At 60.5% G+C, this 16,300-nt stretch carries 15 protein-coding genes; 9 read left to right on the forward strand and 6 right to left on the reverse strand.

Features of this window, described 5'->3' with window-relative positions; all coding sequences use genetic code 11:
- Nucleotides 1-4: 4 nt before the first annotated feature.
- Both ABWV89_RS09675 and purE read right to left on the reverse strand, forming a co-directional pair.
- Nucleotides 5-1,240 (reverse strand): 5-(carboxyamino)imidazole ribonucleotide synthase, encoded by a 1,236-nt coding sequence (locus tag ABWV89_RS09675; protein WP_353396092.1) that lies wholly within the window; start codon nt 1,238-1,240, stop codon nt 5-7.
- Between the two features lie 122 nt (nt 1,241-1,362).
- A complete protein-coding gene (purE, locus tag ABWV89_RS09680; protein ID WP_353396093.1) occupies nt 1,363-1,854 on the reverse strand; it encodes a 5-(carboxyamino)imidazole ribonucleotide mutase in 492 nt (163 codons plus the stop codon).
- A 128-nt stretch (nt 1,855-1,982) separates the two neighbouring features.
- Here purE and trxA point away from each other — a divergent pair, with 128 nt between their 5' ends.
- Both trxA and ABWV89_RS09690 read left to right on the forward strand, forming a co-directional pair.
- Nucleotides 1,983-2,951: a thioredoxin gene (gene trxA / locus ABWV89_RS09685; RefSeq protein ID WP_353396094.1), complete on the forward strand. Its 969-nt coding sequence runs from the start codon at nt 1,983-1,985 to the stop codon at nt 2,949-2,951.
- Entirely contained in the window at nt 2,952-3,620 is a 669-nt protein-coding gene (locus tag ABWV89_RS09690; RefSeq protein ID WP_502903184.1) for a nucleoside/nucleotide kinase family protein, read from the forward strand. It begins immediately after the preceding gene.
- A 509-nt stretch (nt 3,621-4,129) separates the two neighbouring features.
- Here ABWV89_RS09690 and ABWV89_RS09695 read toward each other — a convergent pair.
- The 3 genes from ABWV89_RS09695 to ABWV89_RS09705 all read right to left on the reverse strand — a co-directional run bounded on the left by ABWV89_RS09695 (nt 4,130) and on the right by ABWV89_RS09705 (nt 6,204).
- A complete protein-coding gene (locus ABWV89_RS09695; RefSeq protein WP_353396095.1) occupies nt 4,130-4,252 on the reverse strand; it encodes a hypothetical protein in 123 nt (40 codons plus the stop codon).
- Between the two features lie 104 nt (nt 4,253-4,356).
- Nucleotides 4,357-5,259, reverse strand: a complete 903-nt coding sequence (locus ABWV89_RS09700; protein WP_353396096.1) for an aldose 1-epimerase — start codon at nt 5,257-5,259, stop codon at nt 4,357-4,359.
- A gap of 15 nt (nt 5,260-5,274) precedes the next feature.
- Nucleotides 5,275-6,204: an SMP-30/gluconolactonase/LRE family protein gene (locus ABWV89_RS09705; RefSeq protein WP_353396097.1), complete on the reverse strand. Its 930-nt coding sequence runs from the start codon at nt 6,202-6,204 to the stop codon at nt 5,275-5,277.
- Nucleotides 6,205-6,308: 104 nt separating this feature from the next.
- Here ABWV89_RS09705 and ABWV89_RS09710 point away from each other — a divergent pair, with 104 nt between their 5' ends.
- On the forward strand, nt 6,309-7,088 hold the full coding sequence (locus tag ABWV89_RS09710) for an SDR family NAD(P)-dependent oxidoreductase (protein WP_353396098.1): 780 nt from the start codon (nt 6,309-6,311) through the stop codon (nt 7,086-7,088).
- A gap of 40 nt (nt 7,089-7,128) precedes the next feature.
- Here the strand turns inward: ABWV89_RS09710 and ABWV89_RS09715 are convergent, their stop codons facing one another.
- Nucleotides 7,129-8,091 carry a LysR family transcriptional regulator gene (locus tag ABWV89_RS09715; protein ID WP_353396099.1) on the reverse strand — a complete coding sequence of 321 codons (963 nt, stop codon included), beginning with the start codon at nt 8,089-8,091 and terminating at the stop codon, nt 7,129-7,131.
- Nucleotides 8,092-8,233: 142 nt separating this feature from the next.
- On the opposite strand from ABWV89_RS09715, the gene ABWV89_RS09720 reads away from it, so the two are divergent.
- The 6 genes from ABWV89_RS09720 (at nt 8,234) to ABWV89_RS09745 (ending at nt 16,294) form a co-directional block, all read left to right on the forward strand.
- Nucleotides 8,234-9,685 (forward strand): aldehyde dehydrogenase family protein, encoded by a 1,452-nt coding sequence (locus tag ABWV89_RS09720; protein ID WP_353396100.1) that lies wholly within the window; start codon nt 8,234-8,236, stop codon nt 9,683-9,685.
- 76 nt (nt 9,686-9,761) lie between these two features.
- Nucleotides 9,762-10,721, forward strand: a complete 960-nt coding sequence (locus ABWV89_RS09725; protein WP_502903206.1) for an ABC transporter substrate-binding protein — start codon at nt 9,762-9,764, stop codon at nt 10,719-10,721.
- 135 nt (nt 10,722-10,856) lie between these two features.
- Complete coding sequence (chvE, locus tag ABWV89_RS09730) at nt 10,857-11,927, forward strand: multiple monosaccharide ABC transporter substrate-binding protein (protein ID WP_353396102.1); 1,071 nt, start codon at nt 10,857-10,859, stop codon at nt 11,925-11,927.
- A 93-nt stretch (nt 11,928-12,020) separates the two neighbouring features.
- Nucleotides 12,021-13,526, forward strand: coding sequence for a multiple monosaccharide ABC transporter ATP-binding protein (gene mmsA / locus ABWV89_RS09735; RefSeq protein WP_353397469.1), 1,506 nt, complete (start codon nt 12,021-12,023; stop codon nt 13,524-13,526).
- A gap of 6 nt (nt 13,527-13,532) precedes the next feature.
- Nucleotides 13,533-14,777 carry a multiple monosaccharide ABC transporter permease gene (gene mmsB / locus ABWV89_RS09740; protein ID WP_353396104.1) on the forward strand — a complete coding sequence of 415 codons (1,245 nt, stop codon included), beginning with the start codon at nt 13,533-13,535 and terminating at the stop codon, nt 14,775-14,777.
- On the forward strand, nt 14,774-16,294 hold the full coding sequence (locus ABWV89_RS09745; protein WP_353396105.1) for a sugar ABC transporter ATP-binding protein: 1,521 nt from the start codon (nt 14,774-14,776) through the stop codon (nt 16,292-16,294). The genes mmsB and ABWV89_RS09745 overlap by 4 nt, the downstream gene beginning before the upstream one ends.
- Nucleotides 16,295-16,300: the final 6 nt, after the last annotated feature.

Consider the following 16,300-nt stretch of genomic DNA (forward strand, 5'->3'; position numbering starts at 1 on the left):
GGTTTCAGGGCAGCGGCGGCAGACCCAGCAACGCCAGCACTTTTGCGGCGGTCTCCCGCGTCGACGCGAGGCTGGTGCCCACAATGTTCACATGACCCATCTTGCGTCCACGGCGGGCACTGAGCTTGCCGTAGAGGTGCAGATGCACATCCGGCAGACCCAGGACTTTGTCCCATGGCGGATCAACAGGCGTATCGCTGGCTTGCGCGCGGTCAGCATTGGGGTCGAACCACAAATCCCCCAGGAGGTTAATCATGATGGCCGGACCATACTGACGCGGCGTGTGCAGCGGCAGGCGCGCCAGCGTGCGCACCTGGGCCTCGAACTGCGACATGTCGCAGGCGTCTTGCGTGTAGTGGCCGCTGTTGTGGGGACGAGGCGCCATTTCGTTGACCACCAGATCTTCGCTGCCTTTGCCATCATCGACCACAAAGTACTCGACGCACAGCACACCCACATATTGCATGTGCTCCGCCAGCGCCACAGTGGCGGCACGGGCGCGCTCGGCCAGTGCGGGCGTGATGACTTCGTCGTGGACTTCGGTCACCGCCAGAATGCCGTCGCGGTGGGTGTTTTTCTGAACAGGGAAACTCACCACCTCGCCGCTGGCAGCGCGCGCCACGATGACCGAGTACTCGGCCTTGAGAGGCAACAGCTTTTCCAGCACGCAGGGGACCTTGCCCAGCTGCTCCCAGGCGGCGACCAGTTCCTCGCGGGTACTGACACGAACCTGCCCCTTGCCGTCGTAGCCCATGCGGGCGGTCTTCAGAATGCCTGGCAGCAAGTCGGCCGGCACGGCTTCGAGCAGGGCTTCGGTGTCAATGGCCGCATATGGTGCGGGATAGACGCCGCTTTTCGGCGCACACTGAACGAAGTTGGCCTTCTCCTGCACGCGATCCTGTGCCGTCGCAACGCATTGGGCCGAAGGTGCCACCGGACGCTGCGCGCCGAGCGTCGCCAGCGCTGGCGCCGACACGTTCTCGAATTCTGTGGTGATGGCTGCACAGCGCTGCATCAGCTGCGCCAGGCCGTCCTGATCGTCGTACAGCGTCTGGATGTGAAACTGACTGACAAGACCGGCCGGACTGGCCGGATCCGGGTCCAGCACAGCGGTGAAATAGCCCATGGCCTGGGCGGCCTGGACGAACATGCGGCCCAGCTGGCCACCCCCCATCACCCCCAGCGTCATCTGGTGGCCGCGTTCGGTCATGGCGCCGGGAAGCAAGGGTTTGAGACTCATGAAATTAACCGTCCGGTGTTGGGAGAGTGAAGATTGGGGAATGAGGAAGGGGGGAGCCCTGAAAGATTCGCTGAATGAGGCACTGGGCCAGGCTTGTCCAGCCGGACTCAGGCATTACCACCTCATGCCGGCGGCAGCGTCATGGCCCTTGCGGCTTCGGTCTGGCGGGCCCGAAAGTCTGTCAGCTTCTGCCGCAACCCGGCGTCTTCATTGGCCAGCATGGCCACGGCAAACAGGGCTGCATTGGCCGCACCGGCCTGACCGATGGCAAAGCATGCCACAGGAATGCCCTTGGGCATCTGGACAATGCTGTGCAACGAGTCCACCCCGGAAAGGGCTTTGGACTGCACCGGCACGCCCAGCACCGGCACCTCGGTCTTGGCCGCCAGCATGCCAGGCAGGTGGGCGGCGCCACCCGCACCGGCGATGATGGCCTTGATGCCCCGCCCTGCCGCACTCTCGGCATAGGCGAACATGTCATCAGGCATCCGATGGGCCGATACAACCCTGGCCTCATGGGCCACGCCGAATTGCTCAAGTATCTGCACCGCGTGCTGCATGGTGTCCCAGTCGCTGCTGGAACCCATCACCACGCCAACCTGGATGTTGCTCATGTCTGTGGGCTTTCTGACGGGCACCGATCGGGCCAGCCGTTAGGTCGGGCCGCAAGGGTGGCCCATCTCCGGTAAAGTGTCGATTTTACGTTTTGCCCCGATAGGCCGCCCAACGGCCCAAAAAGAACATGATCAACGTCACCGTCGCCAATTTCGAACAAGAAGTCATTGCCGCGTCCATGCAGACCCCTGTGCTGGTCGATTTCTGGGCCACCTGGTGTGGTCCATGCAAGGTCATCGGTCCGATTCTGGAGAAGCTCGAGACGGAGTACGACGGGCGATTCAAGCTGGTCAAGATCGATTCCGACCAGGAACAACAACTGGCTGCCGCCTTCGGCATCCGCTCCATCCCGACCTGTGTGCTGCTCATCGGTGGCCAGCCGGTCGACGGATTCATGGGTGCCCTGCCCGAAGGCCAGATCAAGGAGTTTCTGGACAAGCATCTGCCCAGCGAAGGCGAGCTGCAGGCCGAAGCCGACGCCGAAGCCGCACAGGACATGCTGGCCACCGCGGACGACCCGGCCGAGGCCAGCAGCGCACTGGACAAGCTGGCTCAGGCCGTGGCCCAGGCGCCTGACAACGATGGCTTGCGCTTTGAGCTGGTCAAGCAGTACATCACCCATGGGCGCCTGGAAGAAGCCGCTGGCGCCCTCGCCCCAGCCATGGGCCAGATCCCGGTTCAGCTTCGATTCGAAGCCCTGAGCCAGTGGCTCAACGCGCTGGAGTTCGTCACCAATGACCCGCGCGGCCAGTGGCCGATCGCCAAGTTCGACGAAGCCATCGAGAAGAACAAGCGTGACTTCGAAACCCGCTTTGCCAAGTGCCGTGTGCTGATCGCCATGGGCGAGTGGCCTGCCGCGCTGGACGAGATGCTCGAGATCATCATGCGCGACAAGAAGTGGGACGACGAAGCGCCGCGCAAGACCTATATCGGCCTGCTCGAGCTGATGACCCCGCCACCCCAGAAGGCAGAGGAGAGCACCGATGGCAAGTCGGCTGGCGGCATTCAGCTCGCCGGCGCATCGGTGCAGCAGCAGGACCCCCAGCAGGAAATGGTCTCGCGCTACCGCCGCAAGCTCAGCATGGCGCTGAACTGATTGACCCTGCTCAGCATCCACCGCGACAGCATCGCAGCAGCCGTCAGGACCCTGCGATCCGCTGTTCCGCCGCAGGGCCGCTTCATTCTCGGCCTCGCCGGAGCACCCGGCGCCGGTAAGTCCACGCTGGCCGAGGCCTTGTGCGAGGCATTGGGCGCTGAAGCGGCACTCGTGCCCATGGACGGGTTTCACCTGGCCAATGCCGAGCTGGCACGTCTGGGCAGGGCCGGGCGAAAAGGCGCACCCGACACCTTTGACGCTGCGGGCTATGCAGCTTTGCTCTCGCGCCTGCGCTCACCCGAGGTTCTGGCCTCTGGCCAGACGGTGTACGCGCCCGCCTTTCACCGCGAGATCGAGGAGCCGATCGCAGGAGAAATCCCGGTGACCTCGTCCGCTCGCATCCTCATCACCGAGGGCAACTATTTGCTGCTGGACGATCCCGCCTGGAGAGGTGTCGCCGGTCTACTGGATCAGGTCTGGTACGTTGAAGCAGAAGACGACGCTCTGCGACAAGAACGCCTCCTGGCCCGCCACATCGAATTCGGCCGCAACCCGGATCAGGCCAAAGCATGGATCACCGGCACGGACGACCCCAACGCGCGACGAATAGAAGCCACCCGCAAGAAAGCACACAAAGTTTTTCGCTGGGGAACCGGCTTCGTGCGATAAGCGACTCTCGAGGCATATCTCGTGGCATAGAAAGCAAACCACCTCAAGTGAGGCGGCGCAGCATAACCCGGTCACGGCGAAGCATGGGACCTTGCTTGGCCGTTGGCATCACGACGACAGCCCTCTGACCAATGCTCACGGGCCAGCGCTGCGTGATGGACTTCTGCCTGATGTGGAACCGCACGCCTTCCTCGCCATACGCATGCATGTCGCCAAAACCTTGAGCGCCTTGGTGCGTTCGATCAGCTTGGGCATGATCTTCTCGGTCACGGCGTTGGTTCAGGCGTTCATGGTGTGTATGCCTCGCTCTGAGGACAGCTTCAACCCCACCAGCCTAGAGAGACGGGCCCGGCCATACAAGACTCGGATCTTGAATTGATTGTTTTGTTTGGTGAACAACAGCGGCATGGGCGAACAAACGATTCATGGTCTTTGGGGCCCATGCACTGGCTGACGGTGCTCGACCGCCAGGGCCGTTACGCCGCTGCCGCGGCGAGATCGTGCCCTCACTATCGGCGTACTTGCGCCAGTACCCGCAAGTAGGCATTGAGCTGAGCCTGCCGGACACTCACGTCGCTGTTGAGCTGTATCTCACGCGTTCCGCTGGCCGTGTCGGCACTGTTCAAACACATGCGCCACAGCCTGTCCAACGGCTTTCCTGCCGTCAGGCTTGAGTGGCTCCATGTGTCGCTCACGGCGGAGCTGATGCACAGAGGGCTGGACCGCGCCTGCTCGTTCAGATGATGACTTGTAAGCCCCATCGGGTCCGCAGGCTCATGGTCTCACCCGGCCTGAGAGCCACCCAGCCTGGTTGACCAGGAAGATGGGGTGCATCAATGGGGTGTGTCACGGGCTCAAAGCAGAACACAGCGGGTTCGGCTGGGCTGTACAGCAAGCACTCCAGCGCATGCCCTGCCTGGGGTGAGCTCAACTCGCTCTGCATCGTAAGTCGCAGGCGTCGTTCGGGCCATTCGATCGTCGCCCGCCCCGACCATCCGCCAAAACCATTGTCGATCACCACGGAACCGACTTCAATACCGGCATTCAGATCCCACCCCCTTGGGAAATCGTTCTCGTAGCCCGTGGGTATCTTGTCTGGCCCGCTGATCCAGACACCCTCAACCGCGGAGCGAACCGTACAACCAGGTGTTGAGGTGAACCATGGATGCAGGCCCAACCCAAATGGCATGGCTTCGTCGCTTTCGTTGCGCACGGTCAGGCTTTGGGTCAGGCCTTCCTGCGTGAGTTCGAAGGCTTGCTGTGCCCAGTAGTTATAGGGACCTCCTCCATAGCCATGAGAACGCAGCTCCATCTGCACCACTCCCTCATCTGGCTGGCGAAGCGTCCAAGGCTGTAGCCAGCCATCACCATGTATAGGGTAAGGGTCAGTGGCTGTGTTGGGCGACAAGGGTCGAAAGCGTCCCTCAAAGGCGAACCCTCCGCCTGAGATCCGGTTCGTCCAGGGGACCATGGGGTAGCAAGCCGTGCTCTCGATGGCAGGGTTGATACCATCCCAGGCCCGCCACACGTCGACCGATTCTCCCGCCCGGGACCAGGTCCATGCTGTCACGGCTCCGCCGCGGGATGGCATGAAGCCCATTCGTTGCCCGGCATGGGCGACCCAGTGAACATCAGACATCTGATCCCCTCCAACTCATGAAGACGCCATGCGCGCTGGCGCCACGCCTGCTTGAGACACCCTGACCGCAAAAAGACCGCCAGCCATGGGTTCGCGGGCCAAGGCGGCCTCATTCAGTCCCTCTCTTGCCGTGGTGACATACAGCGTGCGCAGATCATCGTCACCAAAGGCGCAACGGGTCACCTGGCTGACAGGCAACTCCACACGCGCAAGCTCTCGCGCCGACACAGGGTCGCGGCAGGTAACGCACCCGCCACCCCAATGGCACAACCACACCCTGCCCGCTGCATCGACAGTCATACCATCGGGCAAGCCATCTTCTGGCGCCAGCTGCAGCCAGACCCTGCGAGGGCCCAGCGTTCCCCGTTCCGGATCGAACGGATAAGCGAAGACCGTCGCTCCCGCGGTATCGGTGAACAGCATGGTGCAACCCTCGTCGACCCATACCGGCCCATTGGTGACGGGAAATCCATCTTCGAGGCGAGCGGACTGTCCATCCGGCGTGACCCGATACAGCGCGCCTGTCGCCTTCTGGCAATCAAAGTCCATGCTTCCCACCCAAAATCGGCCCTTCGCGTCGCAGGCGCCGTCATTGAATCGATTGCCCGTGCGGCCTGTTTCTGGACGGACCCAGATTGGTGGCGCAGGCGTATGGGCGTCTGGCGACCAATGCGCGAGACCACTGCGCATCGCGATGAGCAGCTCGCTTGACTCCTCACGCTCAGCCAGCGCCGACACCTCTTCCGACAGGCGCCATGCGTGATGGGTACCGGTCGCCACGTGAAGAGCGTGGATCTGGCAGGAGAGGATGTCCACCCAGAACACCTGCTGGCGGCGAGGGGACCACAAGACCCCTTCGCCCAATCTGGCTTGGCCATTCCACACGCAGCGCATCGACGAGATGTCGACCTCTGGCGCTGCGGGTTGCGACCCGGTTTCCGTCATGAATGCCTCCTGTCCGAGCGAAAGTGCTTGACGATGGATCGATTATGGAGGCATATTGATAATAGTTTTTTATATTTTCTGCATATATTAATACGAGTTTTGCAATGTCACGATCAACACATTCGTCGGCGGTCTATCCCTCACTGAAAGGGCGGCACGTTTTCATCACGGGCGGCGCTACCGGCATCGGGGCCGCCATGGTGGAAGCATTTGCGCATCAGGGAGCACAGGTGTCATACGTGGACGTGGCCAATGAAGCAGGCGAGAGCTTGAGCGCGCGCCTGGCTGCAGAGAGCCTGCCCAAACCCTGGTTCCGAGCGTGCGATGTGAAGGACGTGAACGCATTGCAGGCGGCTATCACGCAGGCCATGCAGACCCACGGCGACGTTCACGCCCTGGTCAACAATGTGGCCAGTGATGACCGGCATTCGCTGGAATCGGTGACTGCCGATTACTTCGACGAGCGCATGGCCATCAACCTGCGTCCCGCGCTGTTCGCCATTCAGTCGGTGGTTCCCGGCATGAAGCGCCTTGGCGGCGGCTCCATCATCAACTTCGGCTCCATAGGCTGGAAGGCCAAACAGGGGGACTACCCCTGCTATGCGATGGCCAAATCAGCGGCGAACGGCCTCACCCGAGGCATGGCCGGCCCGCTTGGCAAGGACCACATACGGGTCAATACGGTGACGCCTGGCTGGGTCATGACGGAGCGCCAGATCAACCTCTGGCTCGACGAGGATGGTGAGCAGAACATCCAGCGCAACCAATGCCTGCCCGACAAGCTTCAACCCGAGTACCTGGCGAACATGGTGCTGTTTCTCGCGGCCGACGACTCAGCCATGTGCACAGCGCAAGAGTTCACTGTGGACGCGGGCTGGACCTGACAAGCGCCTGCCGCACGGAAGTATCTGCTGGTGCGCAGGATCAGTCGGCATCCAGGCGCCGCCCGAACTGCGCCAGACTGCACTGCTTGATAGCCTGAACGACCACTTTGACACCAGGAGACTGCAGACGGTCGGAGCGCGTGATCAATCCGAAATCGTCCATGTGGCAGGGAAGCTCCATCGGCAACACAGACATCAGCCCATGTGAGGCGTAATAGCGAGCGACATCCAGTGCCAACACCGCAATCATGTCGCTTTGCTGCAGCATGCGGGAGATGAACAGCAGCGAGGAAGTCTCTACGATGTTGAGTGGAGGTGACAAGCCCTCTTGCTGAAACATCAGGTCAAAACGGTGCCTGAGAACGCTGCCGGCCGGTGGCACCAGCCACGCGGCGCCGTGCAGATCCCTCAACCCCAACTCGCTCAACTGCATCAGTGGATGGCCCGGTCGCGACACCGCGCAGACGGGCTCCTGGCTGATGGGCTGATACCGAAGATGAGACCGGTTGTGTTCCGCAAAGAGCCGGCCCACCACAATGTCGACCTTGCCTTGGTCCAGGCGGTCGAGCAAGACCGGACTGGTTTCAACTTCGATCGATATCCGCAGATTGGGGTGCTCTCGCTTGACCAAGGCCACTGCCGCCGGCAGCAACGTCAGGCCCGGTGACGTAATGGCGCCGATTCCCACCTGCCCATAGTGCCCGGATTTGAGCGCCTGCAGCTCGTCGTGCGCCTGATTGAGACTGGCCAGGGCCATCCTGGCATGCCGGATCATGGTTTCGCCATACCAGGTTGGCTTCATGCCCCTGGGCAAGCGATCGAACAACGACACCCCCAGCACCTCCTCCAGATCCTTGAGCAGCTTGGAGGCCGCCGGCTGCGTCATGCTGAGCACTTGTGCCGCCCGGTGGATATTGCCTTCCTCGGCCAACGCGACAAGCAACAGCAGTTGTCGGGTTTTGAGGCGGGCGCGGATGAACCAGTGGTTGTAGGAGGCCGTCATCAGGGGTTTTCCAGAATGCTGTTATTGATATCTATTTTGATCGAAAAATCATTAGATTGATATCAATTTCTCTTCTAGACTGCTTTGCACTGTTCACACACCGATCGCTGTCCTGCGCAGACATCCAGAAGCGGCCCGTCAAATGAAACTCACTGACATTCGCCTCCAACCCCGCCACTACATCAATGGTGCATGGGTCAACGGCACCACCACCGGTATCAGCATCAATCCATCCAACACGGCGGAAGTGGTGGCCGAATACGCTCGCGCAGACCGCAACCAGACCGATGACGCCATCGGAGCCGCAGCAGACGCCTTGCCACAATGGGCGCTGAGCACGCCGCAACGCCGCGCGGAAGCCCTCGACATGGTGGGCAGCGAGTTGCTCGCGCGCAAAGAGGAGCTCGGAGAGCTGCTGGCACGAGAGGAAGGCAAAACCCTGCCCGAATCCATTGGCGAAGTGGCACGCGCAGGTCAACTGTTCAAGTTCTTTGCCGGCGAGGCCATTCGCATCCAAGGGGAAACGCTTGCATCGGTGCGTCCCGGCATACAGGTGGACATCACGCGAGAGCCCGTGGGCGTCATCGGCATCATCGCGCCCTGGAACTTTCCGTTTGCGATACCGGCGTGGAAGATTGCCCCAGCCTTGGCCTACGGCAATACGGTGGTCTTCAAGCCCGCAGAGCTGGTGCCAGCCTGCGGCTGGGCATTGGCTGAGATCATCAGCCGTAGCGGTTTGCCAGCCGGGGCATTCAACCTGATCATGGGCAGCGGGCGGGAAGTGGGACAGACGCTGATCGAGCACCCCGCAGTGAACGCTGTGAGCTTCACAGGGTCCGTCGGCACCGGCAAACGAGTGCTGGAGGCGACGACAAGCAGAGGGGCAAAGGTTCAACTGGAGATGGGCGGAAAGAACCCTCTGGTGGTTCTGGGCGATGCAGACCTGGATCAAGCTGTGGACTGCGCAGTGCAAGGCGCCTACTTCTCCACTGGGCAGCGGTGCACGGCTTCCAGCCGTTTGATCGTCACCCGAGACATACATGACGCATTTGTGGTGCGCTTGCGCAACCGCCTTGAAGCACTGAAGGTGGGCAACGCGCTGGAGCGAGGCATCGACATGGGCCCGGTGGTAGACCAGTCGCAACTCGAACAGAACCAAGCCTACCTGAATATTGGACGCGAAGAGGGCGCCGTACACGTATGGGGTGGAGAGCGCGTCGAGCGCGCCACGCCAGGACACTACATGCTTCCAGCCCTGTTTCTGGCTCAGCCAGAGCACCGCATCGCCAGCGAAGAGATCTTCGGACCGGTGGCCTGCGTCATGGAAGCCCAGAACTACGAGCATGCACTGGCATTGGCCAATGACACGCCCTTTGGCCTTTGCGCAGGCATCTGCACCACCTCACTGAAACACGCCGTGCATTTCAAGCGACATGCACAGGCAGGCATGACCATGGTGAACCTGCCCACCGCCGGCGTCGACTTCCATGTTCCCTTCGGCGGAAGAAAAGAGTCCAGCTACGGACCGCGCGAGCAGGGCCGCTACGCTGCCGAGTTCTACACGACCGTCAAGACCAGCTATATGTTGGCCTGAACGGACTCCGAATGCTTCATTTCCCGTCACCGACTACATCACAACGAAACACACAGGAGACAAACCCATGAAATCCATGAAAAGACGCGCGCTGAGTCTGGCGCTGGCACTCACCCCCTTCGCTGGCCTGCTTCCCCAAGCTGCCATGGCAGAGAAACCCCTGGTGCTGGGCTTCAGCCAGGTTGGCGCTGAAAGCGAATGGCGCACGGCCAATACCGAATCGATCAAGTCCTCAGCCAAGGCCGCCGACATCACACTCAAATTCTCGGACGCCCAACAAAAGCAGGAGAACCAGATCAAGGCCATCCGGTCCTTCATTGCACAGCGGGTGGACGTGATCGCTTTCTCTCCAGTGGTTGAATCAGGGTGGGAGAACGTGTTACGCGAAGCCAAGGCTGCCCGCATTCCAGTGGTCCTGACGGACCGAGCCGTTGACGTCAAGGATGACTCGCTATATGTGTCGTTCATCGGCTCCGACTTCGTCGAAGAGGGTCGAAAGGCAGGGCGTTGGCTACTCGAAGAGATGAAGGACAAAACCGGTCCGATCCACATCGTTGAGCTGCAGGGCACGGTGGGATCAGCCCCGGCGATCGACCGCAAAGCAGGCTTTGAGGAAGTCATCAAGACCGACTCCAAGTTCAAGATCATCCGGTCGCAAACGGGTGACTTCACGCGCGCCAAGGGCAAGGAAGTGATGGAGGCCTTCCTCAAAGCCGAAGGAAACAAGATCAACGTGCTGTACGCCCACAACGACGACATGGCCATCGGTGCCATTCAAGCCATCGAGGAGGCGGGCCTCAGGCCAGCGAAGGACATCACCATCATCTCCATCGACGCTGTCAAGGGTGCGTTTGAAGCCATGATCGCGGGCAAGCTCAATGTGACCGTCGAGTGCAGCCCCTTGCTGGGCGACCAGTTGATGTCGGTGGTCAAGGATGTCAAAGCCGGGAAATCTGTCCCCAAGCGCATCGTGACCAAGGAAGGCATCTTTCCCATGGAAGTGGCCAAGCAAGAACTGCCCAATCGCAAATACTGAGAAAGAGTCAGAGCCTGAAAAGACCACTGAGGCGCGAGTCGTAGACGCTCAATGGCTCAGTGGCATAGAGGCGGCTGCTCAACCGCCTCTTTCTCTGCCCGCCAGCCATCACCACAAGATCAACTGGAGACACGTATGAACCGTCATCATTTCCTGAGGGGCGTATCTGCGCTTGCGCTGTCCGCCGCACTGGGATCATCGCCCGCTCTGGCAGCGGACAAAGGCACCATCGGCATCTCCATGCCAACCAAATCGTCCGCGCGCTGGATCGCCGACGGCGACAACATGGTCAAGGTGCTGAAAGCACGGGGCTACAACACGGACCTGCAATATGCAGAGGACGACATTCCCAATCAGTTGGCCCAGGTGGAGAACATGATCACCAAAGGCGCCAAGGTTTTGGTGATTGCATCCATCGACGGCACCACCCTATCCAAAGCACTGCAGACGGCCGCCGATGCCGGCATCAAAGTTATCGCCTATGACCGCCTCATTCGCGGCAGCAAGAACGTCGACTTCTACGCCACGTTTGACAACTTTCAGGTCGGCGTGCTGCAAGCGAACTCCATCGTCGAAAAATTGGGACTCCAACAAGGGAAGGGACCATTCAACATCGAGCTCTTTGGTGGCTCTCCCGACGACAACAACGCCTTTTTCTTCTACAACGGAGCCATGAGCGTTTTGCAGCCCTATATCGACAGCGGCAAGCTGGTCGTGCGCAGCAAACAGATGGGAATGGACAAGGTCGGCACCCTGCGCTGGGACGGCGCCGTGGCTCAAGCCCGCATGGACAATTTGCTCAGTGCCTTCTACGGAAACGACAAAGTCCATGCCGTTCTCTCGCCATATGACGGTCTTTCCATCGGCATCCTTTCCTCGCTCAAGGGTGTGGGCTACTGCACGGCCAAACAACCATGTCCCGTCGTGACCGGACAGGACGCCGAGGTCCCTTCCGTGAAAAGCATACTGCGAGGTGAGCAGTCATCAACCGTATTCAAGGACACCCGGGAGTTGGCGAAGGTCACGGCCAGCATGGTCGATGCGGTCCTAAGCGGCAGCCAGCCCGAAGTGAATGACACAAAGACCTACGACAACGGCGCCAAGGTCGTGCCATCGTACTTGCTCAAGCCAGTGGCTGTTGATGCCAGCAACTGGAAACAGGTACTGGTCGACAGCGGCTACTACAAGGCCTCCCAGATCCGGTGAATTTGCCTATCAGGCAAGCACCCCAGCACAAAGAGACCGCTCTCGCCACTCCTGATCAGAACAGGTACGTCCGTGACCGAACCCCTCCTGAACATGCGGGACATCCGCAAGACGTTCCCAGGCGTGCTGGCGCTCGATCGGGTCAACCTGCGTGTCATGCCCGGAGAGATTCACGCGATCGTCGGCGAGAATGGAGCGGGCAAGTCCACGCTCATGAAAGTGCTCTCGGGGGTCTATCCTGCAGGCAGTTTCTCCGGCGAGATACGTTTCGATGGTAAGCCACGATCATTCAACGGTATCGCCGACAGCGAGGCGTTGGGCATCATCATCATCCACCAGGAATTGGCCCTGGTCCCTTCATTGTCCATCGCTGAGAACGTCTTCCTCGGCAATGAGTTATCCGCCTACGGCGTTGTGAATTGGATGGCGGCCCATCGCAAGACGCAGGAACTCCTGGCCAAGGTCGGCTTGCGGGAGTCGCCATCCGCCCCCGTCGGAGATCTTGGAGTCGGCAAACAGCAATTGGTGGAGATCGCCAAGGCTTTGGCCAAGAAGGTCAGGCTGCTGATTCTTGACGAGCCGACGGCCAGCCTGAACGAATCCGACAGCCAGGGGTTGCTGCAACTGCTGTGCGAGTTCCGCGAGCAAGGTATTGCGTGCATTCTCATCTCGCACAAACTCAACGAGATCGCTCAAGTTGCCAACCACATCACCATTCTTCGTGATGGCACCACTGTCGAAACACTCGAGGCTGGCGATGGTCGAATCGACGAAGACAGGGTCATACGGGGCATGGTGGGGCGTGAACTGGCTGATCGCTATCCTCATCGAACGCCGTGTCCGGGTGACGTAGGGTTCAAGGTCTCGCATTGGCACGTGGCACACCCTCAGCACAGGCATTCATCTTTCATCGAGGATGTGAGCATTGAAGTGCGCAAGGGCGAGGTGGTGGGTATTGCAGGCCTCATGGGGGCCGGTAGAACCGAACTGGCCATGAGTCTGTTCGGACGGAGCTGGGGACGCCATATCGGCGGTCTCATGGAGCTCGATGGTCAACCGGTGAACTTTCGCAACGTAGGTGAAGCCATACGCGGCGGCCTGGCCTATGTCACGGAAGACCGCAAGGCGCTTGGCCTGATTCTGTCGGAAGACATCCAATTCAACACCACGCTGGCCAGGCTCGAAGGGGTCTCGCCAGCGGGCCTGATCAACCGTGGGCTGGAGCATCAGGTCGCCAGTGACTACCGCGAGCGCCTCCGCATCCGCAGTGCTGGCGTCGGTCAGAAGACTGTGAACCTGTCTGGAGGCAACCAGCAAAAGGTGGTGTTGAGCAAATGGCTTTACGCCCGTCCCAAGGTGTTGATCCTGGACGAGCCGACGCGAGGCATCGATGTCGGCGCCAAGTTCGAAATCTATTCCATCATCGCAAACCTGGCCGCCGAGGGGCGTTGCGTCATCGTGATCTCCTCCGAGATGCCCGAGCTGCTGGGCATCACCGACCGCATCTACGTGATGAACGAAGGGCGCATCGTTGCCGAGATGCCCACCACCGAAGCCTCCCAGGAACGCATCATGCGCGCCATTGTCGGAAGACACTGAATTTCCATGCACAGTTCATCCACTTCCCCCACTTCGCCAACCTCATCTTCCGCTCTGCCCGAAAGTGCTGAAGTCCAGTCCAAAGCACCAAGAGAAGACACCTTGGACTTCCTGCGCCAGCACTTTCGCGAATATGGGATGTTGCTGTCTCTCATCATGATCATGGTGTTCTTCCAGGTCATGACCGACGGCACGTTGATGCAGCCACTCAATATCACCAACCTGGTGCTCCAGAACAGCTATATCGTCATCATGGCGCTGGGCATGTTGCTGGTCATTGTGGCAGGACACATCGACCTCTCTGTGGGCTCAGTGTGCGGATTCATCGGCGCCTTGGCCGCGGTTTTGATGGTCAACTTCAACTGGCCTGTGCTTCCCGCCGTTCTGGTCTGCCTTTGTGCAGGTGGCCTGATCGGAGCGGTGCAAGGCTGGTTCATCGCGTACTACCGGATTCCTGCGTTCATCGTGACGCTGGCCGGCATGCTGGTTTTCAAGGGCCTGGCATTGGCGCTCTTGCAAGGTCAGTCTGTCGGCCCGTTTCCGGACAGCTTCCAGACGCTGAGCTCAGGCTTCGTGCCAGCAGCGTTCAACCCGGATGGCTTCCGGTGGACTTCGCTTGGAGCCGGTCTGGTCGTGGCGATGTGGCTGGCCGTGGCGGCTGCTCGCTCAAGACATCAGGCAGCACGGTACGAGATGAACGTGGAGCCACAGCCCGTCTTTCTCGCACGCACATTGGTGTTCTCCGGACTGCTCGTCTATTTGAGCTATCTGCTGGCGTCATACAAGGGGCTCCCGAACGTGCTGGTAGTGATGGGGGCATTGATCGCCATCTTCCATTTCGCGACCTCGCGCACCACTGTGGGAAGGCGCATTTACGCACTCGGCGGAAACGAGAAAGCAGCCAAGCTATCGGGCATCCGCACCGAGCGGTTGAGTTTTCTCACCTTTGTCAACATGGGTGTGCTCGCTGCGCTGGCCGGACTGGTTTTCGCGGCCCGACTCAACACCGCCACACCCAAGGCCGGCCTGGGATTTGAGCTGGACGTCATCGCCGCATGCTTCATCGGGGGCGCCTCTGCCTCCGGCGGTGTTGGCAAAGTCATGGGTGCGGTGATCGGTGCCTTCATCATGGGTGTCATGAACAACGGCATGTCCATCATGGGCATAGGGATCGATTACCAGCAGGTGATCAAGGGTCTGGTCTTGCTCGCTGCCGTTTTCGTTGATGTCTACAACAAGAACAGAGCATGACGCAACCGAAACCTCTTCTGTCAGTTGAGTCGGTCACCAAGCGCTTCGGTGATGCCACCGTTCTGGACAACATCCGCTTTCGTCTGTTTCCGGGCGAGGTCCATGCGCTCATGGGACAAAACGGCGCTGGCAAGTCGACTCTGATCAAGATATTGACCGGCATCATCCAGCCCACGGCAGGGCATATGGTTCTGGACGGCCGGTCGGGTTGGCCCGGCACGGCTGCCGAAGCCCAGTCCCTGGGCATCAGCACGGTCTATCAGGAAGTCAATCTGTGCCCCAACCTGAGCGTCGCAGAGAACATCTTTTCTGGCCGGTTTCCGAGTCATGGGTGGGCCCAAGGCCGACGAATCAACTGGTCCCAGACACACCGCCAGGCACAGTCGCTGCTCGCCCGGGTCGGTCTGTCGATTGACGTGACACGGCGTCTCGCCGACTACCCTGTTGCGATTCAGCAGTTGGTCGCCATTGCACGGGCATTGGGTATCCAGGCGAAGGTGCTGATTCTCGACGAGCCCACTTCCAGCCTCGACGACGACGAAGTTCATGCCCTGTTCGGCGTTGTCAATCGCTTGCGTCAGGAAGGGCTGGCGATCCTGTTCGTCACCCACTTTCTCGATCAGGTGTATGCCGTCGCTGACCGCATCACGGTGTTGCGCAACGGGACATGGGTGGGTGAATGGCAGGCCGAGGCCCTCCCCGCACAGGCCCTGATCGAGGCCATGGTGGGTCGCGAGTTGAACACGAGCCAGCAAAGACCACTGCATGAGCCGCGAGAGCCACAGACATCACCTGCCTGGTTGACGGCTCAAGGCCTGGGGCAAAGCGGTCGACTGCAGCCGATGGACCTGGAGATTCGAGCCGGGGAAGTGCTGGGGGTGGCCGGGTTGCTGGGTGCGGGGCGGACCGAGCTGGCAAGACTGCTCTTTGGACTCGATGCCGCAGACTCGGGTGCCATCGTAGTCGAAGGTCGCTCAGTCCGATTCCTCAACCCGGTCGACGCCATCGCCCAGGGTCTGGCCATGTGCCCGGAAGAGAGGAAGACAGACGGCATCTTTGCCGACCTGTCCGTGCGCGAGAACATCGTGCTGGCCTTGCAGGCCAGGAGCGGCATCCGATTGAGCCTGAACAAATCCGAACAGGGCGAGATGGCCGACCGGTACATCCGGACGCTCGGCATCAAAACACAGGATGCCGAAACACCAGTGGGCTTGCTGTCTGGCGGCAACCAGCAGAAGGTGATCATTGCTCGCTGGCTGGCCACCGCTCCCCGCCTGCTGATCCTGGACGAACCGACGCGAGGTATCGACGTGGCGGCCAAGCAGGAAATCATGGAGCAGATTCTGGCTCTGGCCGATGAGGGCATGGCCGTGATGTTCATCTCCTCCGAGATGAGCGAAGTCGTGCGCGTTGCGCACCGAATCCTGGTGCTCAGGGACCGACGAAAAGTCGGAGAACTGCCTGGCGGTGTGGAGGAAGACGCCGTCTACGAACTGATTGCCGATGAACACCACTGAGAAAAG

It is taken from the genome of Hydrogenophaga sp. 5NK40-0174, from assembly GCF_040372165.1.
Taxonomy (GTDB): Bacteria; Pseudomonadota; Gammaproteobacteria; order Burkholderiales; family Burkholderiaceae_C; genus Hydrogenophaga.

Excerpts from the sequence above, each read along its gene's own strand:
- ABWV89_RS09675 (WP_353396092.1), bottom strand. The coding sequence starts at position 1,240 with ATGAGTCTCAAACCCTTGCTTCCCGGCGCCATGACCGAACGCGGCCAC.
- purE (WP_353396093.1), bottom strand. The coding sequence starts at position 1,854 with ATGAGCAACATCCAGGTTGGCGTGGTGATGGGTTCCAGCAGCGACTGG.
- trxA (WP_353396094.1), top strand. The coding sequence starts at position 1,983 with ATGATCAACGTCACCGTCGCCAATTTCGAACAAGAAGTCATTGCCGCG.
- ABWV89_RS09695 (WP_353396095.1), bottom strand. The coding sequence starts at position 4,252 with ATGTGTTTGAACAGTGCCGACACGGCCAGCGGAACGCGTGAGATACAG.
- ABWV89_RS09700 (WP_353396096.1), bottom strand. The coding sequence starts at position 5,259 with ATGTCTGATGTTCACTGGGTCGCCCATGCCGGGCAACGAATGGGCTTC.
- ABWV89_RS09705 (WP_353396097.1), bottom strand. The coding sequence starts at position 6,204 with ATGACGGAAACCGGGTCGCAACCCGCAGCGCCAGAGGTCGACATCTCG.
- ABWV89_RS09710 (WP_353396098.1), top strand. The coding sequence starts at position 6,309 with ATGTCACGATCAACACATTCGTCGGCGGTCTATCCCTCACTGAAAGGG.
- ABWV89_RS09715 (WP_353396099.1), bottom strand. The coding sequence starts at position 8,091 with ATGACGGCCTCCTACAACCACTGGTTCATCCGCGCCCGCCTCAAAACC.
- ABWV89_RS09720 (WP_353396100.1), top strand. The coding sequence starts at position 8,234 with ATGAAACTCACTGACATTCGCCTCCAACCCCGCCACTACATCAATGGT.
- ABWV89_RS09725 (WP_502903206.1), top strand. The coding sequence starts at position 9,762 with ATGAAAAGACGCGCGCTGAGTCTGGCGCTGGCACTCACCCCCTTCGCT.
- chvE (WP_353396102.1), top strand. The coding sequence starts at position 10,857 with ATGAACCGTCATCATTTCCTGAGGGGCGTATCTGCGCTTGCGCTGTCC.
- mmsA (WP_353397469.1), top strand. The coding sequence starts at position 12,021 with ATGCGGGACATCCGCAAGACGTTCCCAGGCGTGCTGGCGCTCGATCGG.
- mmsB (WP_353396104.1), top strand. The coding sequence starts at position 13,533 with ATGCACAGTTCATCCACTTCCCCCACTTCGCCAACCTCATCTTCCGCT.
- ABWV89_RS09745 (WP_353396105.1), top strand. The coding sequence starts at position 14,774 with ATGACGCAACCGAAACCTCTTCTGTCAGTTGAGTCGGTCACCAAGCGC.